A 25,291-nucleotide genomic window follows, 5' to 3' on the forward strand; every position below is an offset into this window, starting at 1 on the left:
AGGAATAAAAAAATGACGCAATTTGCTTTTGTGTTCCCGGGCCAGGGTTCTCAAACCGTTGGGATGTTGTCTGAAATGGCAGCAAACTACCCGGTCATTGAAGAGACTTTTCGTGAAGCTTCTGACGCGCTGGGTTATGATCTGTGGGCGCTGACTCAACAGGGTCCGGCCGAAGAGCTGAACAAAACCTGGCAGACCCAGCCAGCATTGCTGACCGCCTCCGTTGCACTGTGGCGCGTCTGGCAGCAGCAGGGTGGTAAAGCCCCCGCGCTGCTCGCGGGTCATAGCCTGGGAGAATATTCTGCGCTGGTCTGCGCCGGTGTGATCGCGTTTGCTGACGCGGTGCGTCTGGTGGAACTGCGCGGTAAATTCATGCAGGAAGCGGTGCCGGAAGGCACGGGTGGCATGTCTGCCATTATCGGCCTGGATGATGCCGCGATTGCAAAAGCGTGTGAAGAGTCTGCTGAAGGTCAGGTGGTTTCTCCGGTTAACTTCAACTCGCCAGGCCAGGTTGTTATCGCCGGTCATAAAGAAGCGGTTGAACGTGCCGGTGCTGCCTGTAAAGCTGCAGGCGCGAAACGTGCGCTGCCGCTGCCGGTGAGCGTGCCGTCTCACTGTGCATTGATGAAGCCCGCTGCCGAGAAACTGGCGGTTGAGCTGGAAAAAATCACCTTTAACGCACCGACGATTTCCGTCGTGAACAACGTCGATGTGAAATGCGAAACCGCGCCGGAAGCCATCCGCGACGCGCTGGTTCGCCAGCTCTACAGCCCGGTACAGTGGACCAAAACCGTTGAGTTTATGGCCGCTCAGGGCGTTGAGCAACTGTATGAAGTCGGCCCAGGTAAGGTCCTCACCGGTCTGACAAAACGTATTGTTGACACCCTGACAGCGTCCGCGATTAACGAGCCGGAAGCGATGTCAGCGGCACTCTCGCAATAAAAGAGGAATACCATGAGTTTTGAAGGAAAAATTGCCCTGGTCACTGGCGCAAGCCGTGGTATCGGGCGCGCAATTGCTGAAACACTGGTTGCGCGCGGCGCGAAAGTGATTGGTACAGCAACCAGCGAGAATGGCGCTCAGGCCATCAGCGAATATCTGGGTGCAAACGGTAAAGGTCTGGTACTGAATGTGACCGAACCTGCATCTATCGAATCTGTTCTGGAAAATATTCGTGCAGAGTTTGGCGAAGTGGATATTCTGGTAAACAATGCCGGGATCACTCGCGACAACCTTCTGATGCGAATGAAAGATGATGAGTGGAACGATATTATCGAAACCAACCTGTCATCTGTATTCCGTCTGTCAAAAGCGGTAATGCGCGCTATGATGAAAAAGCGTCATGGTCGTATTATCACTGTTGGTTCTGTGGTTGGTACCATGGGAAATGCTGGTCAGGCTAACTACGCTGCGGCGAAAGCGGGTCTGATTGGTTTCAGTAAGTCGCTGGCGCGTGAAGTCGCGTCCCGCGGGATTACTGTAAACGTTGTTGCTCCGGGCTTTATTGAAACGGACATGACGCGTGCGCTGACCGATGAGCAGCGTGCGGGTACACTGGCGGCAGTTCCGGCGGGTCGTCTTGGCGACCCTAAAGAAATCGCCAGTGCGGTTGCATTTTTAGCCTCTGACGAAGCGGGTTACATCACTGGTGAAACCCTCCACGTCAACGGCGGGATGTACATGGTTTAATCACGATCGAAAATATTTGCGTTATTAGGGCAAATGGCCTCAAAATAACGTAAAATCGTGGTAAGACCTGCCGGGATTTAGTTGCAAATTTTTCAACATTTTATACACTACGAAAACCATCGCGAAAGCGAGTTTTGATAGGAAATTTAAGAGTATGAGCACTATCGAAGAACGCGTTAAGAAAATTATCGGCGAACAGCTGGGCGTTAAGCAGGAAGAAGTTGTGAACTCCGCTTCCTTCGTTGAAGACCTGGGCGCAGATTCTCTTGACACCGTTGAGCTGGTAATGGCTCTGGAAGAAGAGTTTGATACTGAGATTCCGGACGAAGAAGCTGAGAAGATCACCACCGTTCAGGCTGCCATTGATTACATCAACGGCCACCAGGCGTAAGTGAACATCTCCAGGCGGTCATTCGACCGCCTGAGTTTTATCTTTTTTAGTCCCACGAATCTCTTTTTTTATCCCTCCCTGGAGGACAAACGTGTCTAAGCGTCGTGTAGTTGTGACCGGACTTGGCATGTTGTCTCCTGTCGGCAATACCGTAGAGTCCACCTGGAAAGCTCTCCTTGCCGGTCAGAGCGGCATCAGCCTAATCGACCATTTCGATACTAGCGCCTATGCAACGAAATTTGCTGGCTTAGTAAAGGATTTTAACTGTGAAGAGATCATCTCGCGCAAAGAACAGCGCAAGATGGATGCCTTCATTCAATATGGAATTGTCGCTGGCGTTCAGGCCATGCAGGATTCTGGCCTTGAAATTACGGAAGAGAACGCAACCCGTATCGGTGCCGCTATCGGCTCCGGGATTGGCGGTCTTGGCCTGATCGAGGAAAACCATACATCCCTGATGAATGGCGGCCCGCGTAAAATCAGCCCGTTCTTCGTTCCGTCCACGATTGTTAATATGGTGGCGGGTCACCTGACCATCATGTTTGGCCTGCGTGGTCCAAGCATTTCAATCGCGACTGCTTGTACGTCTGGCGTACATAACATCGGCCAGGCCGCGCGCATGATTGCGTACGGCGATGCAGATGCTATGGTTGCGGGTGGTGCAGAAAAAGCCAGTACCCCTCTGGGTGTCGGTGGTTTTGGTGCAGCGCGTGCGCTCTCTACCCGTAACGATAATCCTCAGGCGGCAAGCCGTCCGTGGGATAAAGACCGTGACGGTTTCGTACTGGGTGACGGTGCGGGCATGCTCGTGCTGGAAGAGTACGAACACGCGAAAAAACGCGGCGCGAAAATGTATGCTGAAGTCGTTGGCTTTGGTATGAGTAGCGATGCTTATCACATGACGTCTCCTCCGGAGAATGGCGCAGGTGCTGCGCTGGCAATGGAAAACGCGATCCGTGATGCGGGCATTACGCCAGCTCAGATTGGCTACGTTAATGCGCACGGTACCTCTACACCTGCAGGCGACAAAGCGGAAGCTCAGGCTGTTAAGTCTATCTTCGGCGAGTCTGCCAGCCGCGTACTGGTCAGCTCCACAAAATCCATGACCGGTCACCTGTTGGGTGCGGCGGGTGCAGTAGAGTCAATCTACTCTATCCTTGCGCTGCGCGATCAGGCGGTTCCACCAACCATCAACCTGGATAACCCGGATGAAGGTTGCGATCTGGACTTCGTGCCTCACGAAGCGCGTCAGGTTAGCGGTATGGAGTACACCCTGTGTAACTCCTTCGGCTTCGGCGGTACCAATGGCTCGCTGATTTTCAAACGCGTGTAATGGTTTCTTGCCCATAAAAAACGGAGCGCATAGCGCTCCGTTTTTTTTAGTTCACATTTTCGTTACTGATAGGTGAAAGTGAACTGGACGGTGGTGTTAAATTCGCCTGCCGTGACGGTTCCCGTAGGGGTATAGAGGCGGGCCGTGAGAGGAAACTGCGCATTGTGCGTTGTTCTGTCTACATCGACGGTAATCGAGCCCGCGGGTGAGATCTCGGTGAGATGATCGCGGGTCATGATCTGCATCGCCATGCCTGTTGCATCCCCGCTGCTATTAGCAAATTTTGTCTGATCGTCACTGTCTGAATCGCCGGTCAAGGTAGCCTTAACACGTGTCGTTGAGCTGGGGCAGGATGAAAGCGTGAGTGAAAAATCCTGCCATTCTCCGGTTGCCCCAACGCGACTAAAGTTTACCGCTCGTGCTTGATCGAACCTTACTGTCTGATTTTTGGATCCCGCATCCACGGTACAGGCAGACGCCACGACCGTGCCGCTCAGATCGATAGTGGTTGCCTGCGCGGAGCTACAAAGTGCAAACACCAGGCATGCGAGAGTAGATTTTACCCGTTCTATCATCATCCCCATCCTGCATTACTGATAGGTAAAGGTGGCCTGTGCCTGGCCGATAATGGTGCCTGGCATCACGTTGCCGTTGGAAACGGCTCGGGCGCGCATTTTCAAATCATAGGCGTGCGTACTGCTGCTGATGGCGACATTTTGCAACGTGGCGCCACTCTTGTAAGCCGTGTTAGTCGTTTCGTCGGTCAACTCCAGCTTCAGGTTAGTGGCCGTTCCGGTATTTTTATAATAGTTAGTATCGGTATCCGCTGTACCGCCAAAAGTAACGCTAAAGCTGGACGTTGAAGCAGGGCAGTTTGTTAATGCAAGCGTAAAGTTAGTCCAGTTTGTTGCACTTCCGGCAGTGGCCAGACTATCAGCCTGTATATTGTCACCTAATTTTACCGCCAGCGAGGGGCTATCTCCATTGACCACACAGGGTGAGGCAACAACCGTGCCTGTAATGTCAATATTGACCGAGTTGGCTGAACACGCGCCAGAAAACAGACCTCCGCAGAGCGTTGCCAGAATCGCTATTTTTTTTCCATTCGCGATATTCATTTTCATTCCTTATGTATTAGTTGTAGGTTACTTTAAGTTCAATGGCCGATTTCACATTGCCAGCAGTAACGGTTGCAGCGTCATCAATATAATAAGCGACCTTAAAATCGGGCAGGGTGTAGTCGCCTGAGCCGTCATAAAGGCCCAGATTGATCTCACTGTTGATCTTATGTGCAGAACCATCGGCGTTCTGTACCTGAATATAGACATTGCTGGCGTAACCATCGCCAGTGACCGTATTTAATACCCCATTATTGGCATTGTGTGCGCCGTATACCGCGAATAAGTTATAGGTGATCCCATTAATCGCGCCAGGGCAGTTTTTCAACTCAACTTTTGGAACGTCGGTAATGTTTGATGCGCCACTTGCCAGGCTTGCGCCATACAGTGGGGATAATTTTATTTCCTTTGGTGCGTTAATAGTACAGGCAGTTACAATTGGCTGACTAACTACGCCGGACAGAATCAGGCCCGAATCTAACGCAACCCCATCACCATCAGGGTTATGTACATTCATGGTTACGTCGGGGACAGAAATAATAGTACCTGCTGGTATTTTTTCACTTAATCTAACCAGGCGATACCATACATGGTAGTAACCGTCACGCGCGCTACCATCGACAATTGGCAGATTGATGCGGTAATTGGGAGCTGTGGGATTATCTTGCGGTGAATATCCCGGTACAGATGAAACATGGACCTGATATTGAATACCAATACCTGGATTGCTTGTTGCCCAGGTCACATTGTCGGCAAGTAATTGTCCGTTAACAGACAAATCAATATAGGAGTTTTTTCCTTCGCCGGGGATAGTCTCGGTATAAATGGAATCATTATCATACCAGTCTGTCGTGCCGCCCACGACATTCGGTATAGATAATGTAGAAAATCCATGGTGCATGACATGGAAAGATTGAACTTCAATATAATTTGCGTAGGCGCAATTTATGCCTGACAGACCACATGGAATAAAAATAACAGGGGTTAGCCATTTTTTAAGCATTTTATTTAACGACATGATGCGTTGACCTCTACAATTGCGCTTGATGATGTGCTCTCTGGTAATTGCCAGCGGGTATGACACTGCTTATTTGCACCCCATTTAACGGTTGCACTTCCCTGAAGTGACATACCAGCCAGATAAACCTGTCCACCATCACCGACAATCGAGGTGGTTTTTGCGTTCTTGTCGTCAGTCACGATTGCACCAAACGGAACAGGGCGCCCGTCACGACGGGTTAACGTCATCAAAACGCGTTTACCCACACGTGTGTCAAAATGTGCCCGGACAATAGCCCCTCGGGTTGGCGTGACCGTTTTAGCAGAAAGCTCAACGTCGGCATCATCCGGCAGTTGTTCGGTATTCAGCGACAGCGTGTTTTCACGGTATGGGCTGATAAACGGCACAACGGTATAGCCGCGGAAATCGGTGCTGACGCCCGTCTGGTTAGTGATATCAACACCGCTTGCTCCCGGCGCTTCAACCAGAGCGACGGTCTCACCTAATTCCTGACTCAGCGTTATGCCATTTGCATGCGCAACCACACCGCCGCTGATACCATAATTTACCCGGCGCTGATCGTGGTCGTAACTGTAGGCGCTGTTCATTCTGGCATAGGTACCCTGGTAGTCCAGGCTGGCGCTACCACCGTTACCCCCATCGTGGTTCGTCTCGCTTTCCTGCACGCTCCAGTTGAGGTTCTGATCTTGCAGCGCGGTGCCATTCAGCCCGACCGTATGGCTGGTGCTGCCATGTTTACTGGTATTGAGGTTGTAGGTGGCGCGACTGCTGCTGAGCCAGCGATCCAGCGGCACGCTGATACTCATTGAGAACACCTGGTCCTCGCTGTAAACGGTGTTGCTGTCGCGGGCATCAGTGGTGTTACGGTTAAAGCTGTAGTTCAGGCTCCAGGTGATGCCGTTCCAGCTGTTGCTGTAACCCGCGCCGATTGAGCGCATTGTTCGGTCGCTGTTCCAGTAATCCTCGCTGATGGCGTTTAACGAGATGGACCCCGCGCCTTCCCAGAGATTCTGGTTAAGCAATATCTCGGCACGATTACGCCGGCGTTCGGTATTGTCCTGCCAGTTACTGTCCCGCCAGGTGTCGAGTACTTCCTGCAGGGTGTAATAGCCTGAAGTTGAGTAGCGATAACCCGAAATGGCGATATTGGTCCCCGTTTCGAGAATGTTTTTACTGTAACGAACACGCATTGACTGGCCGATCGCTTTTTCCTGATCCTGTTGGGTTGACCAGGCCTGCGTGCCATCGACGGATACGGCTCCCAGCCCACCAAAGTTTTTACCGAGCCCCACAAGTAGCGACTGATAATGTTGCGATAGCTGTCCGCCGCCGTAGGCGGTAAATCCTGCCGGCAGGCCGTAGATGGCCGAGCCCTGAGTAAAGAATGTTTTATCGACGGCGCTGTCGTAAGGACGGTACTGACCGCTGGTCAGGCTGTACTTTAAACGACCTTCACGCTGTAGAACCGGCAGTGAGGCGAAGGGGACCAACTGGTGCTGTTCGCTGCCGTCAGCTTCTTTAATCGTCACGTCCAGATCGCCGCTACTGCCCGTGGGATACATATCAGTGATCTCAAATGCCCCCGGCGACACATAGCTTTGGTAAATGGTGTAGCCGTTTTGTTTAATGATGACCTGGGCGTTGGTCCGGGCAATTCCGCGAACCACCGGTGCGTAGCCGCGCAGGCTGTCAGGCAGCATGTCGTCATCGGAGGCCAGTTGCGCACCCCGGAAAGGCACGCTGTCAAACAGATCGGAAGGGGAGTTGCTTTCGCCAAGCGTCAGCTGACTTTTGAGCGCGATAATATTTCGCTGAGCGTAGGTATATGCCGAATCCCAGTTATTCTGGGTATTGTCGCCGCTGGTATTGCGTGACCAGGTGCTGTAGTTACGTACGCGCCATGGGCCGATATTTAGCCCTGGGCGCAGGTTCAGGTAATAGCTGTCTGAATCGGTCATATCAGACTGACGTGCCTGGGTGTTGCCGCCTGTAAAGCTGTAATTAAGCAGCAGCGCATTGATGCCTTCATCCAGGCGTTCTGGAGCAACATATCCACGCGCCTGGTTATTCATCGCCGCCTGAGGGATGCTCAACAAAAGTTGCTGTTTATTGAAGACGAACTGAGTAGCAGCGCTGGGAATAGCGGCCAGGTTTGCGCAATGATTCTCTCCGGTCAGTTGCGGAAATTGCTCGGTTCGGACGCCAAAGTCACGCAGCATCTCCACGCTCAGGCACGGTTGCAATGATGTCTGGCCGTGACTGTCCTTTTGCATGCTAAATTCAATATCATGCGTGCCAGTCAATGTCTGATTGACCAGCACGTCAACGCGATAAGTACCCGGCATTTGGCCAACACCTTCTTCAAAGGCACTCAGGTCAGAAATGTCTTTACCTGGACCGTCAATACCCAGTAGCGCGGGGTTAAAATATTCCCGGGCACAGGCAGGGTGCGACAACGAGAACGTACACTGCAATGCGATGAAGCAGGCCAGCCTGGTTGGCGAGATCTTATTTTTTTTAGCTCTGATCATTCCGTGATCCTTTCGGAGTCCGAGTATCTAATGAGTGATTACTGCGTCTGGTGTTCCGCGCCAGCTGCGCCGAAGTCACTGATAATTTTCCAGCGAATATTGCCTTTGGTATTTGCCGGAAGACTGAAGGTCGCGCTGGACATGGGCGCAACGTATGTCGCATCCGTAACCGTACTGGCACCGACTTTGACTTCGCTGAAGTTCATGTAATAGGGGGTTGGGTTACTGACCGTAAGCTGTTGATCGCTGCGTTTCCAGCTAAGCTTGCTGGCAAACTTTTCCGGCATCTCAGTAAGCGATGCGGGGCGATAAATGAGTTTGATACGTGTCTTAATCGCAATCTGTAGGGTATTTACGTTGTCTAACTTTTCTGTTGCCGGAATGGTTTTAATGTTCATCCAGAACAGTGACTCACGATCCTGTGGCAGATTCCCGCCCGTATTAATAATACGCAGTTTGTTTTCTTCATTGCCAGCTAAGCGGAACAGGGGCGGCGTGACGATAAACGGTGTTTTACTGGTGTCGTTTTCATCTTTATCAACCCATGACTGAATTAAATAGGAGTATGGGTCTGGGTTTTTGACGTCCAGGGAAGATTCTTTTTTGTCTGCATGATATATAATGCGAGTGCCTCCAATAATAACACCCGCTTGCGCTGTTGCCATTGAAAAAACAAATGCAGCGGCGATTAATGAATTCACTAATTTCATCTGGTTAACCTCAAAATAGCAATGCCGGGAAGCCCCGGCATTGCTTATAGCCAAAGGCGGAAATTTATCGCGCGATGATTAATTGTATGCCAGCGTAAAGTTAGCGGTACCGTTAGCGGAACCCGCCTCAACGGTAGCGGCAGTTGCGATATACTGTGCGCTGAAATTCATGGTAGCGGTGCCAGCAGTCGCATCGATGGTCGCTGCTTTAGATGCGGTTGCCAGCGGTAACGCGGTGCCGTCGCCGTTCAGCAACTGAATAGCAACGCCTTTGGCAACGCCAGTGGTGCCTGCGCCGGTGACTTCCAGATAGTCATTATTAGTGGCGTCTGGTTTGCCGGTGTATTTCACAACAACAGCTTTGCCTTTCAGGTCTGCCGGGCACTCAGACAGTTTCAGAGTAAAGCGAGTATTCGCGGCAACGGAACCAGCCTCTGGCAGAGCAGTTTTAGCGATATCACCTAACTTGACGGTCTGCGGTGCGGTCATGGTGGTGTCAATTTTACAACCTTGCTCGATGATATTACCGGTGAAATTTACCTGTCCATCATCGGCCTGCGCGGCAGAAACCATTCCGAGTGTAGTGATTAAGGCAACAGCCGCTACTTTTCCTTTCATTGATAATGTCCTTGAAGAGTGTGATTGATATAAAACACAGGTGAGTACTCATGGCACACGATGTGATGATGCTCGATAGTTTTCAGCAAGAAACATTGTCTTGTGTTTTTAAAACCATCTTGCGCACTTGGGTATTCACATGGGGGATTATATCTATGTGCTAAAATATGAACTATAAACTATATCTAATGAGTGTTTTTAATTTAACTTTAATAATCCTTTCCGTGAATAATATTTCATTTATTCATTAATAGATGAATAGCATTTCTCTCATGTATACAGGCGTAGGCGCGCCCAACCTTCCTGTGCTTTTTTACATTTATTCGAAGATAACAGACTTGCGATATCCTCTTTCACCTGCCACCCTAGTCAGGTATTTATATGGAGGGTGAATGTATCTAATTAATGGTGAGTTACAAAAAAAGTTAGATGTGAACGATCGTAGCGTTCAGTTTGGGGATGGTTGTTTTACCACTGCTCGAATTAGCGGCGGCGTTGTTTCACTTTTCAGCCACCATCTGACACGTTTGCAGACGGCCTGCACAAGGTTGGCTATCCCGTTTGATGCATGGGAAACCCTTGCTGCGGAAATGCGGGATATGGCGCAAAAAAAGGGTGACGGCGTGTTAAAGGTCGTTATCACGCGTGGAGCTGGCGGTCGCGGCTATAGCCCCGCAGGCTGTCAGCAACCGGTGCGCATCCTGAGCGTTTCTGAATATCCTACGCATTACGCACGCTGGAAAGAAACCGGCGTAACGCTTGCTCTCAGCCCGATCCCCTTGGGTCGCAACCCTTATCTTGCAGGAATGAAGCACCTCAACCGCCTTGAGCAGGTGCTGATTCGTTCTCATCTTGAGCAGACGGATGCCGATGAAGCCCTTGTCCTTGACAGCGATGGGTGGCTTACGGAATGCTGTGCCGCAAATCTGTTCTGGCGCTGTGGGCAGGATGTCTTTACCCCACGCCTCGATCAGGCGGGCGTAAACGGCATTATGCGGCAGTTTATTATCGCCCAACTGGCACTGACCGCGTATCGCGTTGTCGAAGTGAATGCGCCGCTAACGGCGCTCGCGCAGGCTGATGAAGTGCTTATCTGTAACGCGCTAATGCCGGTTGTCCCCGTACAGCGCTACGCAGAGCGAGAGTGGCCCGCGCGCGAACTTTACCACTATTTAGCCCCAATTTGTGAGTCGTCCGATTAGCATGATGAAACTGTTACGCCTTGTTCTGTTACTGTTGGTTGTCCTCGGCGCTGCCGCCGGCGTCGGTGTATGGAAAGTTTTCCAGCTGGCGGACAGTAAGATCCTCATTAAAGACGAGACGATTTTTACCCTTAAAGCCGGTACCGGGCGGATGGCGCTGGGCGAACAGCTTTACAGCGATAAAATCATCAACCGCCCGCGCGTGTTCCAGTGGTTACTGCGTATCGAGCCGGAACTGTCTCACTTCAAGGCCGGTACCTATCGTTTTACGCCCGGCATGACCGTCAGGGAGATGCTGCAGCTGCTGGAAAGTGGCAAAGAAGCGCAGTTCCCGCTGCGTTTTGTCGAAGGAATGCGACTGAGCGATTACCTGAAACAGCTGCGTGATGCGCCCTATATCAAGCACACTCTGAAAGATGATCGTTACGAGACGGTCGCCGGGGTGCTGAAATTTGAGCATCCTGAGTGGGTGGAAGGCTGGTTCTGGCCGGACACCTGGATGTACACCGCGGGCACGACGGATGTCGCAATTCTTAAACGGGCGCACAAAAAGATGGTCGCGGCAGTCGATTCCGCCTGGGAAGGGCGTATGGAAGGGCTGCCCTATAAAGATCAAAACCAGTTCGTGACCATGGCTTCGATCATCGAGAAAGAGACTGCCGTTGCTGCCGAGCGCGATCGGGTCGCGTCGGTATTTATCAACCGTCTTCGCATTGGCATGCGTCTGCAAACCGACCCTACCGTTATTTACGGCATGGGCGAGCGCTACAGCGGAAAGATTTCGAGGAAAGATCTCGAGACGCCAACGGCGTATAATACCTACGTCATTAACGGCCTGCCGCCGGGCCCGATTGCAACGCCGAGCGAGGCGTCGCTTAAAGCCGCCGCGCATCCGGCCAAAACACCGTATCTCTATTTTGTGGCTGACGGAAAAGGGGGGCACACCTTTAACACCAACCTTGTCAGTCATAATCGCTCTGTTCAGGACTATCTGAAGGCACTTAAGGAAAAAAATGCGCAGTAAATACATTGTCATTGAGGGACTCGAAGGCGCGGGGAAAACCACCGCTCGCGACGTAGTGGTGGAAACGCTGAACGCGCTTGGCGTCACTGACATGGTCTTCACCCGAGAGCCAGGCGGCACTCAGCTGGCTGAGAAACTGCGCAGCCTGGTGCTGGATATCAAATCTGTTGGTGACGAAGTTATCACTGACAAAGCCGAAGTGCTGATGTTCTATGCGGCCCGCGTCCAGCTGGTTGAGACGGTGATTAAACCCGCTCTGGCCGATGGCAAGTGGGTGATCGGCGACCGTCACGATCTGTCCACTCAGGCGTATCAGGGCGGGGGACGCGGTATTGACCAGACAATGCTGGCAACGCTGCGTAATGCCGTACTGGGTGATTTTCGCCCGGACCTGACGCTCTATCTGGATGTCACTCCGGAAGTGGGCCTCAAACGCGCCCGCGCGCGCGGCGAGCTGGATCGCATTGAACAAGAGTCCTTTGATTTCTTTAACCGCACCCGCGCACGCTATCTTGAGCTGGCCGCGCAGGACAGCTCAATTCGTACCATCGATGCGACGCAATCGCTGGAAGACGTCACGCAAGACATCCAGCAGACCGTTACGCAGTGGCTACAGGAGCAGCAGGCATGAAATGGTATCCATGGTTGCGCCCGCACTTTGAACAGCTGATCAACAGCTATCAGGCCGGTCGGGGGCATCATGCGTTACTGATTCAGGCATTGCCGGGGATGGGGGATGATGCGCTAATTTACGCCATTACCCGTTTCCTGATGTGCCAGCAGCCTGAAGGGCACAAAAGCTGCGGGAAATGCCGTGGCTGCCAGCTGATGCAGGCAGGCACGCATCCTGACTATTACACGCTGGCGCCTGAGAAGGGCAAAAGCGCGCTCGGTATTGATGCCGTGCGTGAAGTCAGTGAAAAACTGTACGAACATGCGCGACTGGGCGGGGCGAAAGTCGTCTGGCTCAACGACGCTGCATTACTGACCGAGGCGGCGGCTAACGCGCTGCTCAAAACGCTGGAAGAGCCGCCGGAGAAAACATGGTTCTTCCTCTCATGCCGCGATCCGGGCCGATTGCTGGCAACGTTGCGCAGCCGCTGTCGTCTTCATCACCTTGCGGTGCCCCAGGAATCATGGTCATTGAGCTGGCTAGAACGCGAGGTGACAACGTCACAGGAAAGTGCGCTCTCTGCGCTTCGCCTGAGCAGCGGCGCGCCCGCAGCGGCGCTGGCATTACTGCAACCCGACGTCTGGTCGCAGCGAGAAACGCTCTGTAAGGCCGTCGAGGCTTCGCTCAACAGCCAGGACTGGTTGAGCTTGCTGCCTGCACTGAATAGCGATCGGGCCGTTGAGCGTTTGCACTGGCTGGCGTCCTTACTTTTGGATGCGCTAAAGCTCCAGCAGCGGGCAACGCTACTGACAAACCCGGACGCGTGGCCACTGGTGAACCTGCTGGCGAGCCGCCTTTCAGGAACGTCCTTGCACGCTATCCTTCATGATATCTGCGAAAGCCGGGAACAGCTTTTAACCGTAACGGGTCTTAATCGCGAGCTGTTACTGACCGACCAGTTACTGCGTATTGAACATTACCTGCAACCAGGCGTTACGCCGCCTGTTTCCCATCTCTGAGAGAGACATTATGTTTTTAGTCGACTCACACTGCCATCTTGATGGCCTGGATTATCAATCCCTTCACAATGACGTGGATGACGTGCTGGCAAAAGCCGCTGCCCGCGATGTGAAATTTTGTCTTGCCGTGGCGACGACGTTGCCGGGGTACCGCGCCATGCGTGAGCTGGTGGGCGTTCGCGATAACGTGGTGTTCTCCTGCGGCGTGCATCCGCTGAACCAGGATGAAGCGTACGATGTTGATGAGTTACGCCGACTGGCTGCGGAAGAGGGCGTCGTGGCGATGGGTGAAACCGGGCTGGACTATTTTTACACGCCGGAAACGAAACCGCGCCAGCAGGAATCCTTCCGCAACCATATCCGCATTGGCCGCGAGCTGAACAAACCGGTCATCGTGCATACCCGTGATGCACGCGCCGATACGCTGGCGATCCTCCAGGAAGAAAAGGTGACGGATTGCGGTGGCGTACTACACTGTTTCACAGAAGACAGAGAAACGGCGGGTAAACTGCTTGATCTAGGGTTTTATATTTCGTTTTCCGGGATCGTGACGTTCCGTAATGCAGAGCAGCTGCGTGATGCTGCGCGTTATGTTCCGCTCGACCGCATTCTGGTAGAAACAGACTCTCCGTATCTGGCACCGGTACCGCATCGCGGGAAAGAGAACCAGCCAGCCATGACGCGAGACGTTGCGGAATACATGGCCGTGCTTAAAGGCGTCAGCATCGAAGAGCTGGCCCGCGTCACGACGGAAAACTTCTCTGCGCTGTTCCATATCGACCCCGCCCGCCTGCAATCTGTCTGATACACCTGTTTTTTTTAGGCTCGTAATTAATAAACAAAACGAGTAAAGTTCACCGCCTCATTTGGGGCGGTGAGGATGTATTTAGACACATCCAGACATGCTTTTTGTAAATAACTGCAAGTTTTTCGTCCGTCTTAAGCTGAAACGTGATAGCCGTCAAACAATCCCAGAGGGAATTATTTTACTCTGTGTAATAAATAAAGGGCGCTTAGATGTCCTGTCCACGGCACGGTACTCCCCCCGGGCCAATGCGTGAAAGCGTAAAAAAAGCACAAATACTCAGGAGCACTCTCAATTATGTTTAAGAATGCATTTGCTAACCTGCAAAAGGTCGGTAAATCGCTGATGCTGCCAGTATCCGTACTGCCTATCGCAGGTATCCTGCTGGGTGTCGGTTCTGCAAACTTCAGCTGGCTGCCAGCCGTAGTTTCCCATGTGATGGCCGAAGCAGGCGGTTCCGTCTTTGCTAACATGCCTCTGATCTTCGCGATCGGTGTGGCGCTGGGCTTCACCAATAACGACGGCGTTTCTGCGCTGGCTGCAGTGGTTGCCTACGGCATCATGGTGAAAACCATGGCTGTGGTTGCGCCTCTGGTTCTGCATTTACCGGCAGAAGAGATTGCCGCGAAACACCTGGCAGACACCGGTGTTCTGGGCGGTATCATCTCCGGTGCGATTGCAGCGTATATGTTTAACCGCTTCTATCGCATCAAGCTGCCTGAGTATCTGGGCTTCTTCGCGGGCAAGCGTTTCGTTCCGATCATCTCTGGTCTGGCAGCGATTTTCACTGGCGTGATCCTGTCCTTCATCTGGCCACCAATCGGTTCCGCGATCCAGACCTTCTCTCAGTGGGCTGCTTACCAGAACCCGGTTGTGGCGTTTGGTATCTACGGCTTCATCGAGCGTTGCCTGGTGCCATTCGGTCTGCACCACATCTGGAACGTTCCATTCCAGATGCAGATTGGTGAATTCACCAACGCAGCTGGCCAGGTATTCCACGGTGATATCCCACGTTACATGGCAGGTGATCCAACTGCAGGCAAACTGTCTGGTGGCTTCCTGTTCAAAATGTACGGCCTGCCGGCTGCTGCGATTGCAATCTGGCACTCTGCTAAACCAGAGAACCGTGCAAAAGTGGGCGGTATCATGATCTCCGCAGCGCTGACCTCGTTCCTGACCGGTATCACCGAGCCGATCGAGTTCTCCTTCATGTTCGTTGCGCCGATCCTGTACGTTATCCACGCGATTCTGGCGGGTCTGGCGTTCCCAATCTGTATCCTGCTGGGTATGCGTGACGGTACGTCCTTCTCTCACGGTCTGATCGACTTTATCGTTCTGTCCGGTAACAGCAGCAAACTGTGGCTGTTCCCAATCGTGGGTGCGTGCTATGCCGTTGTCTACTACACCATCTTCCGCGTGCTGATCAAAGCACTGGACCTGAAAACCCCAGGCCGTGAAGATGCAACTGAAGACAGCAAAGCAGGTGTGACCAGCGAAATGGCTCCGGCCCTGGTTGCAGCGTTCGGTGGCAAAGAGAACATCACTAACCTGGACGCGTGTATCACTCGTCTGCGTGTGAGCGTTGCCGATGTTGCGAAAGTAGACCAGCCGGGTCTGAAAAAACTGGGCGCAGCGGGCGTGGTTGTTGCAGGTTCTGGTGTTCAGGCAATCTTCGGTACTAAATCCGATAACCTGAAAACCGAAATGGATGAGTACATCCGCAACAGCTAAGCTGTGAGCAGGGGAGACTAAGGCAGCCGAATGGCTGCCTTTTTTATTGCTGCGGTTTGTTGTGCCGGGTAAGGCGCAGCCGCCACCCGGCTAAACACTCAGAAGTCGTAGCTCGCGCTCACCGAGACGTTCAACGGTGCGCCATAAACCACATAAGAGCCGACGTAATCGTAATACTCTTTGTCAAACAGGTTGTTGACGTTAGCCTGGACGGCAAACTCTTTGGTGACCTGATAACGGCTGAACAGGTTAACCAGCACGTAACTGCCTTGCTCTGCACGTGATTGTCCCGCCGGGCCGCCGTCCACATCCGTCCACACCTTATTCTGCCAGTTTACGCCACCGCCCACGGTCAGTTCTGGCAGCATTGGCAGTTGATAACGGGTAAACAGCTTCATGGTTGTGCGCGGCTGATCGGAGCTGACTGCGTTGCCGTTTTTATCTTCAGCAATGTAGCGGGTTGCGCCGAACGTTAGCTGCCAGTTATCCGTCAGCGCGCCGTTAAGCTCGAACTCAATCCCTTTACTCACCACACCGTCCAGCGATTCATAAATGGATTCACCGCTCGGCATGTAGGTATAAGTGTTGCTCGCCACGTTATCCTGTTCAATGCGGAAAATTGCCAGCGAGGTGGTCAGGCGGGTATTGAACCAGTCCGCTTTCACACCGGCTTCATAGCTTTTACCCGTGGTTGGGTCGAGGTAACGACCACTGGCATTACGCTTGTCCTGAGGCTGGAAGATTGAGGTATAGCTGACGTAAGTCGACCAGTCTTCATTAATGTCGTAGACCAGGCCCGCGTAAGGCGTGACGTCATCTTTGGTACTTTCCAGACGGGTGTCCGGAGAGCCCGCCGGGTTATAGCGAATGTTATAGTTGGTATAGCGCGCCCCGAGGATCAGGTGCAGCGGATCGGCAAGCGAGAAGCGGGCGGAAGTATAGGCCGATGACTGACGGATGTCGTCCTGGCTGTAGAGCTTCCATGGCGTCCACTGAGGATCGGCAATATCCCCGTTCCAGTTTTTGAAATTACCCACGTCGATCATGCCGTATAACGCATCCGGCATCCTATTGTCATAATGGTTGCGCTGGCGGCTGAAGCTGCCGCCAAACATCATTTCGTGCTGACGGCCAAAGAGATCGAATCCGCCGCGCAGGAAGGCATCAACCGCATCCTGTTTGCGCTCGCCTTTGTTCCAGCCACCATAGCCCACCATGCCTGCACTGGTCGCTTGATCGGGATAGCCGGACATATACATCAGTTTGCTGTCGAAATTCGTATCAGCATGCATGCCGTTGATGTGGGCTTCCCAGCCGTTGTCAAAGCGCTGAGTCAGGTTGGCGAAAATGCGGGTGTTGTCTTTATCCGAATATGCCCACTTTGGCGCTACGGTCTGGCTACGATCATAATGGGTTTTACTCCCGTCGCTGTTCCAGGTTGGCAATCCGCCCCAGGTCGGATCCTCGGTGTTGCTTTCCTGGTATTCATAGCCGACAGAAAGGGTCGTGCTGTCGGTCACATCCGCATCCACCACGCCGTAGAGGAATTTTTTACGGTAGTGGTAGTTATCAACAAAGCTGTCGTTATCCTGATAGCCCGTAATCAGGCGGCCGCGTATCTTGCCGGACTCCACCAGCGGCGCCTGCAGATCCAGCACGTAGCGCTGTTTATCCCAGCTGCCGTAGCTGGCATTGACATTACCTTTGAATTCATTGCTGTCTGCATGTTTGCGCACCATATTGACATAGGCCGCCGGGTTTCCCGTCCCGGACATCAGGCCGGTTGCGCCGCGTACCACTTCGATACGGTCATAAATCGCGGTATCGGCGGCAGTATCGCCGAAGTTCCACACTTCGCTGATGGAGGTCGGCAGGTCATCGTACGCATAGTTACTCACGAAGAATCCGCGTGAGTAAAATACGGTACGGTCGCTGTCCTGAACCTGCGCCGTCACGCCAGTGGTATTGGTTAACACCTGACCGATAGACTGCAGGTTTTGATCCGCCATGCGCTGCTGGCTGATGACGCTGACGGACTGCGGAATATCGCGAGGCACGAGGAGCAGTTTGGTCCCGGTGGTGGTGGTCTTGACGCTGTAGTCCCGATCCTGCCCGTCGGACGGGGCTGGCGCGTTATCGAAACCGCCATCAACCACAACGGTATCTTCGTCTGTGGAGGCGGCAAAACTCACGGCTGGCATCAATGCCATAGCAATGCAGGCTGCCAGCAACGAAGGCGTTGCGACAGGCTGACGTTGCCCATCCCTGGTATGATGATTGAAAGACATGATCAAACCCTTAAGAACGGTGAAGGTTGGTAGCATCAGTCCCGCGATCGCGGTCTGACGTCGTTTTCTATGTTAAAAATGCGCATGAAAATGCAAATGCGAAATATACGCATTGCCATTAATGCTGTAAACAGATGTGTCGAGCGGAACTGAAATAATGTTTCAGCCAGTGAATACGCCTGAGCGGTCACTCTTCATTCAGCTGATGAAGATTCAGGAAAGAATTCGGGGGAGAAGGTTGAAAGGACAGGAGAAACTCGCTCATACTCTTGGATTGTGTCACACAGTCTTCCCGAGAGTGTGTTATCAGCGGACGCACCACGCCAGATTTAACAAAAAAGGAAAAGGTCATGGCTGAAGAAACGATTTTCAGTAAAATTATCCGTCGCGAAATCCCCTCGGATATCGTCTATCAGGATGAACTGGTGACGGCTTTCCGGGACATTTCCCCCCAGGCACCGACACACGTCCTTATCATTCCCAATATTCTGATTCCGACCGTAAATGACGTAAAAACCGAGCACGAAGTGGCGTTAGGTCGTATGCTGACGGTGGCGGCGAAAATTGCCGAGCAGGAAGGCATAGCGGAAGACGGTTACCGTCTGATCATGAACTGTAATCGTCATGGCGGCCAGGAAGTTTATCATATTCACATGCATCTGCTGGGTGGACGTCCTCTGGGGCCGATGCTGGCACACAAAGGTCTTTGACATGTTTAAAGGGCGTATTGCAGCGCTGGTAATGACGATGATGATTGTGGGATGCAGCACGCGCCCGGCGATCCCCGTGAGCGATGAACAGACGCTGGTGATGGAGTCCTCCGTGCTGGCGGCGGGTATTACGGCGCAACAGCCCGCGTTAACCGTCAGTGAAATTAAGTCTTCAGCCTCCTCTGCGCTCTTTAACGAACGAAATGAACCCGTGACGGTCCACTACCGTTTTTTCTGGTATGACGTAAGAGGTCTTGAAATGCATCCGCTGGAGGCGCCGCGCAGCGTCACCCTTCCGGCGAGGTCGTCGGTAACGATCTATGACAGCGCCAGCTATTTGGGTGCACATAAGGTAAGACTTTATCTTTATCTGTAAGGGGTGAACTTTGATTAAAAATTTGAGCCGTTATGCGCTCGTGACCGCTTTCGCTCTGTTTCTGGCAGGGTGTGTGACCCGTACTGAACAGCCTGCACCTGTAGAAGAGGCTAAACCGGGTACTGAGCAGCCGACAACGCCAACGGAGCCACAGCCAACCGTGCCGTCTGTACCGTCTATTCCGTCCCAGCCCGGTCCAATTGAGCACCCGGACCAGACGTCACAGCCTACGCCGCGCGTGCGCCATTATGACTGGAACGGTGCAATGCAACCGATGGTCGGTAAAATGCTGCAGGCACAGGGCGTGACGGCAGGCGGCGTGCTGCTGGTCGACAGCGTTAACAACCGTACTAACGGTTCGCTGAACGCGGGCGAAGCGACGGAAACCCTGCGCAATGCCCTGGCGAACAACGGCAAGTTTACGCTGGTCTCTGCTCAGCAGCTCGCGGTGGCCAAACAGCAACTCGGCCTGTCGCCGCAGGATAGCCTCGGCACCCGCAGCAAGGCGATTGGGATTGCCCGCAACGTTGGCGCCCAGTATGTGCTGTACTCTAATGCGACCGGCAACGTGAATACCCCAGCCCTGCAGATGCAGCTGATGCTGGTTCAGACAGGCGAAATTATCTGGTCAGGTAAAGGTGCGGTTACGCAACAATGACAGCACGCGTGATGCGATCCTGACGCGCTATTTTCCGCAGTACCGCCTTATCGCGCCGCAGGCCCACTCCGGGCTTGGCGGCGCGAGTTGTATTCTGGAGCAGGGCGCGCACCGTCTGGTCTTACGACATAATCACGATCCCTTCGCGCCCGCTTTCCATTTTCGTCGTCAGTTTCGTGCCCTCAGACGTCTTCCGTCGGATCTCGTGCCGGAACCCCGTTTTTTCCGACAGGGCTGGATGGCCGTCGACTATCTTGAGGGCGAGGTGAAAAGCGCGCTGCCGGACACCCCGGAGCTCGCGGCGATGCTGTATCATCTGCACCAGCAACAGCGTCTGGGGTGGCGAATCGCGTTACTTCCGCTGCTTGAGCACTACTGGCAGCAAGCCTCCCCGAAAAGACGTACCCCAGTCTGGCTTGCGCATCTCAAACGGCTGCGTAAAGCGGGCGAGCCGCAACCGATTCGGCTCTCACCGTTACATATGGATGTGCACGCCGGGAACATTGTGCATACGTCAGGAGGAGCCAGACTTATTGACTGGGAATATGCCGGAGACGGCGATGTGGCGCTGGAGCTGGCCGCGGTCTGGACGGAAAGTGACGCCGCGCGGCTGACGCTCATCAGAGAGTATGCCAGAGTAGCGCATATTGACGCCGACGCGCTGGCTCGTCAGGTGAGACGCTGGCGACCCTGGGTCATTATGCTGATGGCGGGCTGGTTTGAAATGCGCCTTCAGCAGTCCAGAGATAAACAATTTATTGCGCTGGCAAACGATGCCTGGCGTCAGTTACAAACGAAAGGATAAGAGAGGTGAGTGTGGGTCCAGTCATGTTGAATGTTGAAGGGTTTGAGCTGGATGCGGAGGAGCGTGACATTCTGGCGCATCCGCTGGTGGGCGGCCTGATCCTGTTTACCCGCAACTATCACGATCCGGCGCAGCTGCGCGAGCTGGTGCGTCAGATCCGCGCGGCATCGCGCAATCATCTGGTGGTGGCCGTCGATCAGGAAGGCGGGCGCGTGCAGCGTTTTCGCGACGGTTTCACCCATCTGCCGGCTGCCCAGTCTTTCGCCGCGCTGCTCGGGACGGAAGAGGGGGGAAAACTGGCGCAGGAAGCGGGCTGGCTGATGGCCAGTGAAATGATTGCTATGGATATCGACATCAGCTTCGCCCCGGTGCTGGACGTGGGCCATATCAGCGCCGCGATTGGTGAGCGCTCATACCATGAAGATCCGCGTATTGCGCTGGCAATGGCGACCCGATTTATCGACGGGATGCACGATGCAGGTATGAAAACCACCGGCAAACACTTCCCGGGCCACGGGGCCGTGACGGCGGATTCCCATAAAGAGACCCCGCGCGATCCGCGCCCGGAAGCGGAAATTCGTGCCAAAGATATGTCGGTGTTCCGTTCACTTATTACCGATAACAAACTTGACGCTATCATGCCTGCCCACGTGATTTACAGCGACGTCGACCCGCGGCCGGCCAGTGGCTCTCCGCACTGGCTGAAAACCGTATTGCGCCAGGAGCTGGGTTTCAATGGCGTGATTTTCTCCGACGATTTGTCGATGGAAGGGGCAGCAATTATGGGTAGCTATGCAGAACGCGGTCAGGCGTCGCTGGACGCAGGTTGCGATATGATCCTGGTCTGCAATAATCGTAAAGGGGCTGTTAGCGTGCTGGATAACCTGTCGCCGATCAATGCAGAGCGTGTTACACAATTGTATCATAAAGGTTCATTTAGCCGTCAGGAGCTGATGGATTCGGCGCGCTGGAAGACGGTCAACGCCCGGCTTGAAGACCTGAATGAGCGCTGGCAGGCGCACAAAGCCAGCCTGTAATCCCTCCCGGAAGGCGTAGCATGGTGAGAAGACAATGATCATCTATTTACACGGTTTTGACTCAAACAGTCCAGGTAATCATGAGAAGGTGTTGCAGCTGCAGTTTATCGATCCCGATGTCCGGTTGATCAGCTACAGCACGCGCCATCCGAAGCATGATATGCAGCATCTGCTCAAAGAAGTGGACAAGATGCTGCAGCTTAATATCGACGATCGCCCGCTGATTTGCGGCGTGGGCCTGGGTGGCTACTGGGCAGAGCGGATTGGTTTTCTGTGCGACATACGCCAGGTGGTATTTAATCCTAACCTTTTCCCGAATGAGAACATGGAAGGCAAAATTGACCGCCCGGAAGAGTACGTCGATATTGCCACCAAGTGCGTCAGTAATTTTCGCGATAAAAACCGCGACCGGTGTCTGGTGATCCTTTCGCGTAATGATGAGGCGCTCAACAGCCACCGGGCTGCGGAGCTTCTGCATCATTACTATGAGATTGTCTGGGATGAAGAACAGACCCATAAGTTCAAGAACATCTCCCCACATCTGCAGCGCATAAAAGCCTTTAAAACGCTGGGCTAAGCCACAGTCAGTCACCTCCGGAACCCGGTCGCTAATGCGTACCGGGTTTCTTTTTGTCCAGAATTGTCTACTTTTAAGCCATCAAAACTTGATGCATATCAATTTTGGTATGACCAATGCGCCTGACGTGGTATTCTCAATTCACCTGAATGGTTTCAGTGCTGTAACCTGTTGTTAATTAAGGGTTATTTTTATAACTTTTAATTAACAATTGGTTAATAATTTGAGGGGGTCACGTTGACTACGCCATTGAAAAAGATAGTGATTGTAGGCGGTGGTGCTGGCGGGCTGGAGCTGGCCACACAGTTGGGTAAGAAGCTGGGTCGCGGTAAAAAAGCCAAAATCACGCTGGTGGATCGTAACCACAGTCACCTGTGGAAACCGTTGCTGCACGAAGTGGCGACCGGATCGCTGGATGAGGGCGTGGATGCGCTGAGCTATCTGGCGCACGCACGCAATCACCATTTCCAGTTCCAGCTGGGTTCCGTGGTGGATATCAACCGTGAAAGCAAAACCATCGCCCTGGCAGAGCTGCGTGATGAAAAAGGCGAGCTGCTGGTTCCTGAACGCAAACTGGCGTATGACACGCTGGTAATGGCGCTGGGCAGTACCTCTAACGATTTCAACACGCCGGGCGTGAAAGAGCACTGTATCTTCCTTGATAACCCACACCAGGCACGTCGTTTCCATCAGGAGATGCTGAACCTGTTCCTGAAGTACACCAATAATATGGGTGCGAATGGCAAGGTTAACATTGCGATTGTCGGCGGCGGGGCAACGGGGGTAGAGCTCTCTGCTGAGCTGCACAATGCGGTGAAACAGCTGCACAGCTACGGGTATAAAGGGTTAACAAACGACGCGCTGAACGTCACGCTGGTCGAAGCCGGTGAACGCATCCTCCCGGCGCTGCCTCCGCGTATCTCCGGTGCGGCGCACAATGAACTCACCAAACTGGGTGTGCGGGTGCTGACACAGACGATGGTGACCAGCGCCGACGAAGGCGGTCTGCACACCAAAGACGGCGAGTACATCAAAGCGGATCTGATGGTCTGGGCGGCAGGTATCAAAGCGCCTGATTTTATGAAAGATATCGGTGGTCTGGAAACGAACCGCATTAACCAGCTGGTGACGGAGCCAACGCTGCAAACCACGCGCGACCCGGAAATCTTTGCGATTGGCGACTGTGCTTCCTGCGCGCGCCCTGAAGGTGGCTTTGTGCCGCCGCGTGCTCAGGCTGCGCACCAGATGGCAAGCCTGGTGCTGCATAATATTCTGGCGCAGTACAAAGGCAAACCGATGAAGGCGTATGTCTATAAAGACCACGGCTCTCTGGTATCGCTGTCCAACTTCTCTACTGTCGGTAGCCTGATGGGTAACCTGATGCGTGGCTCGATGATGGTAGAAGGGCGCATAGCACGCTTTGTCTATATTTCACTGTACCGTATGCACCAGATCGCACTGCACGGCTACTTCAAAACGGGTCTGATGATGCTGGTGGGCAGAATCAACCGCGTCATCCGTCCGCGTCTTAAACTCCACTAATCTTTCACTCCCTCCGGGCCCTCCGGAGGGAGTTTTTAGCATATCATGCTGCCCGTCATGGATTAGGTGCTTAAGAGTTCTCCTAAACATGATATATCCCTCTCCAGCGTCCACTTTTTGATCCTTTGTCTTATTGGCGAAGCCGTGGCTTCATTGCAAAATTGTTACCAATAGCAACAAAGGAGGAAGTCCCGTGAATAAATCTATGTTGGCGGGTATAGGGATTGGTGTCGCAGCGGCGTTAGGTGTGGCTGCTGTTGCCAGTCTCAACGTATTAGATCGCGGCCCGCAGTATGCGCAGGTGGTTTCTGCTACTCCCATTAAAGAAACCGTAAAAACCCCTCGTCAGGAGTGCCGTAACGTCTCCGTGACCCACCGTCGTCCGGTACAGGATGAAAACCGTATTGCCGGCTCTGTTTTGGGTGCGGTAGCGGGTGGGGTAATTGGTCACCAGTTTGGCGGTGGCCGAGGTAAAGATGTCGCGACCGTCGTTGGTGCGCTGGGTGGCGGCTATGCCGGCAACCAGGTGCAGGGTGCGATGCAGGATAACGATACTTACACCACAACTCAGCAGCGTTGTAAAACCGTCTATGACAAGTCGGAAAAAATGCTGGGTTATGACGTCACCTACAAAATTGGCGATCAGCAGGGCAAAATCCGTATGGATAAAGACCCAGGAACGCAAATCCCACTGGATGGAAATGGCCAGCTGGTACTGAATAACAAAGTGTAAAAAAGATGTTCTCTGAACTTAGCTCCTCAAGCGCTCAGGCTGAGGAGCTTTTTTTTACCTCAAATTTTGAGGAGTTCAGGCCACAAGCGTAGTGTGGTTTCGGTTATATTCTGCAGTTTTTCCAGCGTCGCGCCTTCACGCGCGCTGATCGACATACCCTGCAAAATACAGCTCAGATACTGCGCCAGCATCTGCGGCTGACAATGCGCGGGAATTTCACCGCGCTGCTGGCGTTGAGCCAGAAATGCGCTGAGCGTCTCTTCCTGCATGGCATGACGCGATTTCACCGTATTGGCGATCTCTTTCGACGCTGCTGCCAGGGTGGCGGAGGTGTTAATCATAAAGCAGCCCGCGGGCGTATCTTTACTGGTGAAGCAGGTGGCAACGGCGGTGAAGTAATCCCGTAGCGCCTGTTCAACGCTTTTCTCTTCACAAAACAGCTGGGCTTCGTGTTTCGCTGCAAAGCGCGAAATGTATCTGTCCAGCACTGCCCTGAACAGCCCCTCTTTGTTGGTAAATTCAGCATAGAGCGTCGGTGCTTTGGCGCCGGTGGCTTCTACCAGATCGGAAAGCGAGGTCGCTTCATACCCATGTTGCCAGAAGAGAGTCATGGCCTTATCAAGCGCTGCATCCCTGTCAAACACTTTTGGTCGGCCACGGCTTTTCTTCGCACAACTCGTGACGTCGGTTGTCATTTGCCGTTGGTCCTCTGTTGATTTGTTGAATAACCATTATAAAAATAAACGCAACCCACCACCAG

26 protein-coding genes are annotated in these 25,291 nt (G+C 53.2%); 18 read left to right on the forward strand and 8 right to left on the reverse strand.

Annotated features, from left to right (window positions below):
- Window positions 1–12: 12 nt before the first annotated feature.
- From fabD to fabF, 4 genes are all read left to right on the forward strand, one after another.
- A complete protein-coding gene (gene fabD / locus L383_RS19475; RefSeq protein ID WP_014883378.1) occupies window positions 13–942 on the forward strand; it encodes an ACP S-malonyltransferase in 930 nt (309 codons plus the stop codon).
- 12 nt (window positions 943–954) lie between these two features.
- Window positions 955–1,689, forward strand: a complete 735-nt coding sequence (gene fabG / locus L383_RS19470; RefSeq protein WP_008500795.1) for a 3-oxoacyl-ACP reductase FabG — start codon at window positions 955–957, stop codon at window positions 1,687–1,689.
- A 154-nt stretch (window positions 1,690–1,843) separates the two neighbouring features.
- The gene (acpP, locus tag L383_RS19465) at window positions 1,844–2,080 is read left to right on the forward strand and encodes an acyl carrier protein (protein WP_003857954.1); all 237 of its coding nucleotides are present in this window, start codon (window positions 1,844–1,846) and stop codon (window positions 2,078–2,080) included.
- Window positions 2,081–2,171: 91 nt separating this feature from the next.
- A complete protein-coding gene (gene fabF, locus L383_RS19460) occupies window positions 2,172–3,413 on the forward strand; it encodes a beta-ketoacyl-ACP synthase II (RefSeq protein WP_023332697.1) in 1,242 nt (413 codons plus the stop codon).
- 62 nt (window positions 3,414–3,475) lie between these two features.
- Here fabF and L383_RS19455 read toward each other — a convergent pair whose 3' ends face one another.
- The 6 genes from L383_RS19455 to L383_RS19430 all read right to left on the reverse strand — a co-directional run bounded on the left by L383_RS19455 (window position 3,476) and on the right by L383_RS19430 (window position 9,411).
- Window positions 3,476–3,991, reverse strand: a complete 516-nt coding sequence (locus tag L383_RS19455; RefSeq protein WP_226882684.1) for a fimbrial protein — start codon at window positions 3,989–3,991, stop codon at window positions 3,476–3,478.
- 12 nt (window positions 3,992–4,003) lie between these two features.
- Window positions 4,004–4,531, reverse strand: coding sequence for a fimbrial protein (locus tag L383_RS19450; RefSeq protein WP_023332699.1), 528 nt, complete (start codon window positions 4,529–4,531; stop codon window positions 4,004–4,006).
- 16 nt (window positions 4,532–4,547) lie between these two features.
- Window positions 4,548–5,549, reverse strand: coding sequence for a fimbrial protein (locus L383_RS19445; protein WP_023332700.1), 1,002 nt, complete (start codon window positions 5,547–5,549; stop codon window positions 4,548–4,550).
- Window positions 5,540–8,083, reverse strand: coding sequence for a fimbria/pilus outer membrane usher protein (locus L383_RS19440; protein ID WP_023332701.1), 2,544 nt, complete (start codon window positions 8,081–8,083; stop codon window positions 5,540–5,542). The genes L383_RS19445 and L383_RS19440 overlap by 10 nt, the downstream gene beginning before the upstream one ends.
- 38 nt (window positions 8,084–8,121) lie before the next feature.
- Window positions 8,122–8,793 carry a fimbrial biogenesis chaperone gene (locus tag L383_RS19435; protein ID WP_023332702.1) on the reverse strand — a complete coding sequence of 224 codons (672 nt, stop codon included), beginning with the start codon at window positions 8,791–8,793 and terminating at the stop codon, window positions 8,122–8,124.
- 78 nt (window positions 8,794–8,871) lie between these two features.
- A complete protein-coding gene (locus L383_RS19430; RefSeq protein ID WP_014883385.1) occupies window positions 8,872–9,411 on the reverse strand; it encodes a fimbrial protein in 540 nt (179 codons plus the stop codon).
- Window positions 9,412–9,803: 392 nt separating this feature from the next.
- Between L383_RS19430 and pabC the strand changes: the two genes are divergently transcribed.
- The 6 genes from pabC (at window position 9,804) to ptsG (ending at window position 15,805) form a co-directional block, all read left to right on the forward strand.
- On the forward strand, window positions 9,804–10,613 hold the full coding sequence (gene pabC / locus L383_RS19425) for an aminodeoxychorismate lyase (RefSeq protein WP_023332703.1): 810 nt from the start codon (window positions 9,804–9,806) through the stop codon (window positions 10,611–10,613).
- A 1-nt stretch (window position 10,614) separates the two neighbouring features.
- Window positions 10,615–11,637, forward strand: coding sequence for a cell division protein YceG (gene yceG / locus L383_RS19420; RefSeq protein WP_023332704.1), 1,023 nt, complete (start codon window positions 10,615–10,617; stop codon window positions 11,635–11,637).
- Window positions 11,627–12,268, forward strand: coding sequence for a dTMP kinase (gene tmk, locus L383_RS19415; RefSeq protein WP_014883388.1), 642 nt, complete (start codon window positions 11,627–11,629; stop codon window positions 12,266–12,268). The genes yceG and tmk overlap by 11 nt, the downstream gene beginning before the upstream one ends.
- The gene (gene holB / locus L383_RS19410) at window positions 12,265–13,269 is read left to right on the forward strand and encodes a DNA polymerase III subunit delta' (RefSeq protein ID WP_014883389.1); all 1,005 of its coding nucleotides are present in this window, start codon (window positions 12,265–12,267) and stop codon (window positions 13,267–13,269) included. Before tmk ends, holB begins: the two co-directional genes overlap by 4 nt.
- Before the next feature lie 10 nt (window positions 13,270–13,279).
- The gene (locus L383_RS19405; protein ID WP_023332705.1) at window positions 13,280–14,074 is read left to right on the forward strand and encodes a metal-dependent hydrolase; all 795 of its coding nucleotides are present in this window, start codon (window positions 13,280–13,282) and stop codon (window positions 14,072–14,074) included.
- 297 nt (window positions 14,075–14,371) lie between these two features.
- Window positions 14,372–15,805: a PTS glucose transporter subunit IIBC gene (gene ptsG, locus L383_RS19400; protein WP_014883391.1), complete on the forward strand. Its 1,434-nt coding sequence runs from the start codon at window positions 14,372–14,374 to the stop codon at window positions 15,803–15,805.
- A 98-nt stretch (window positions 15,806–15,903) separates the two neighbouring features.
- Here the strand turns inward: ptsG and fhuE are convergent, their stop codons facing one another.
- On the reverse strand, window positions 15,904–18,093 hold the full coding sequence (gene fhuE, locus L383_RS19395) for a ferric-rhodotorulic acid/ferric-coprogen receptor FhuE (RefSeq protein ID WP_023332706.1): 2,190 nt from the start codon (window positions 18,091–18,093) through the stop codon (window positions 15,904–15,906).
- Between the two features lie 350 nt (window positions 18,094–18,443).
- On the opposite strand from fhuE, the gene hinT reads away from it, so the two are divergent.
- The 8 genes from hinT (at window position 18,444) to L383_RS19355 (ending at window position 24,531) form a co-directional block, all read left to right on the forward strand.
- A complete protein-coding gene (hinT, locus tag L383_RS19390; protein ID WP_008500786.1) occupies window positions 18,444–18,803 on the forward strand; it encodes a purine nucleoside phosphoramidase in 360 nt (119 codons plus the stop codon).
- Window position 18,804: 1 nt separating this feature from the next.
- On the forward strand, window positions 18,805–19,179 hold the full coding sequence (locus L383_RS19385; RefSeq protein WP_023332707.1) for a YcfL family putative periplasmic lipoprotein: 375 nt from the start codon (window positions 18,805–18,807) through the stop codon (window positions 19,177–19,179).
- 10 nt (window positions 19,180–19,189) lie between these two features.
- Entirely contained in the window at window positions 19,190–19,837 is a 648-nt protein-coding gene (lpoB, locus tag L383_RS19380; protein ID WP_014883395.1) for a penicillin-binding protein activator LpoB, read from the forward strand.
- Window positions 19,818–20,642: a thiamine kinase gene (thiK, locus tag L383_RS19375; RefSeq protein WP_023332708.1), complete on the forward strand. Its 825-nt coding sequence runs from the start codon at window positions 19,818–19,820 to the stop codon at window positions 20,640–20,642. Before lpoB ends, thiK begins: the two co-directional genes overlap by 20 nt.
- An 11-nt stretch (window positions 20,643–20,653) precedes the next feature.
- Window positions 20,654–21,679, forward strand: a complete 1,026-nt coding sequence (gene nagZ / locus L383_RS19370; RefSeq protein WP_032629195.1) for a beta-N-acetylhexosaminidase — start codon at window positions 20,654–20,656, stop codon at window positions 21,677–21,679.
- Between the two features lie 34 nt (window positions 21,680–21,713).
- Window positions 21,714–22,256, forward strand: coding sequence for an alpha/beta hydrolase YcfP (gene ycfP / locus L383_RS19365; RefSeq protein ID WP_014883398.1), 543 nt, complete (start codon window positions 21,714–21,716; stop codon window positions 22,254–22,256).
- A gap of 237 nt (window positions 22,257–22,493) precedes the next feature.
- Window positions 22,494–23,798: an NAD(P)/FAD-dependent oxidoreductase gene (locus tag L383_RS19360; RefSeq protein WP_023332710.1), complete on the forward strand. Its 1,305-nt coding sequence runs from the start codon at window positions 22,494–22,496 to the stop codon at window positions 23,796–23,798.
- Between the two features lie 193 nt (window positions 23,799–23,991).
- Entirely contained in the window at window positions 23,992–24,531 is a 540-nt protein-coding gene (locus tag L383_RS19355) for a glycine zipper 2TM domain-containing protein (protein WP_008500779.1), read from the forward strand.
- A gap of 59 nt (window positions 24,532–24,590) precedes the next feature.
- Here the strand turns inward: L383_RS19355 and comR are convergent, their stop codons facing one another.
- The gene (gene comR / locus L383_RS19350) at window positions 24,591–25,226 is read right to left on the reverse strand and encodes a TetR family copper-responsive transcriptional repressor ComR (protein ID WP_014883400.1); all 636 of its coding nucleotides are present in this window, start codon (window positions 25,224–25,226) and stop codon (window positions 24,591–24,593) included.
- Between the last annotated feature and the right edge of the window lie 65 nt (window positions 25,227–25,291).

The sequence above is a fragment of the Enterobacter sp. MGH 37 genome, from assembly GCF_000534515.1.
Lineage (GTDB): Bacteria > Pseudomonadota > Gammaproteobacteria > Enterobacterales > Enterobacteriaceae > Enterobacter > Enterobacter kobei.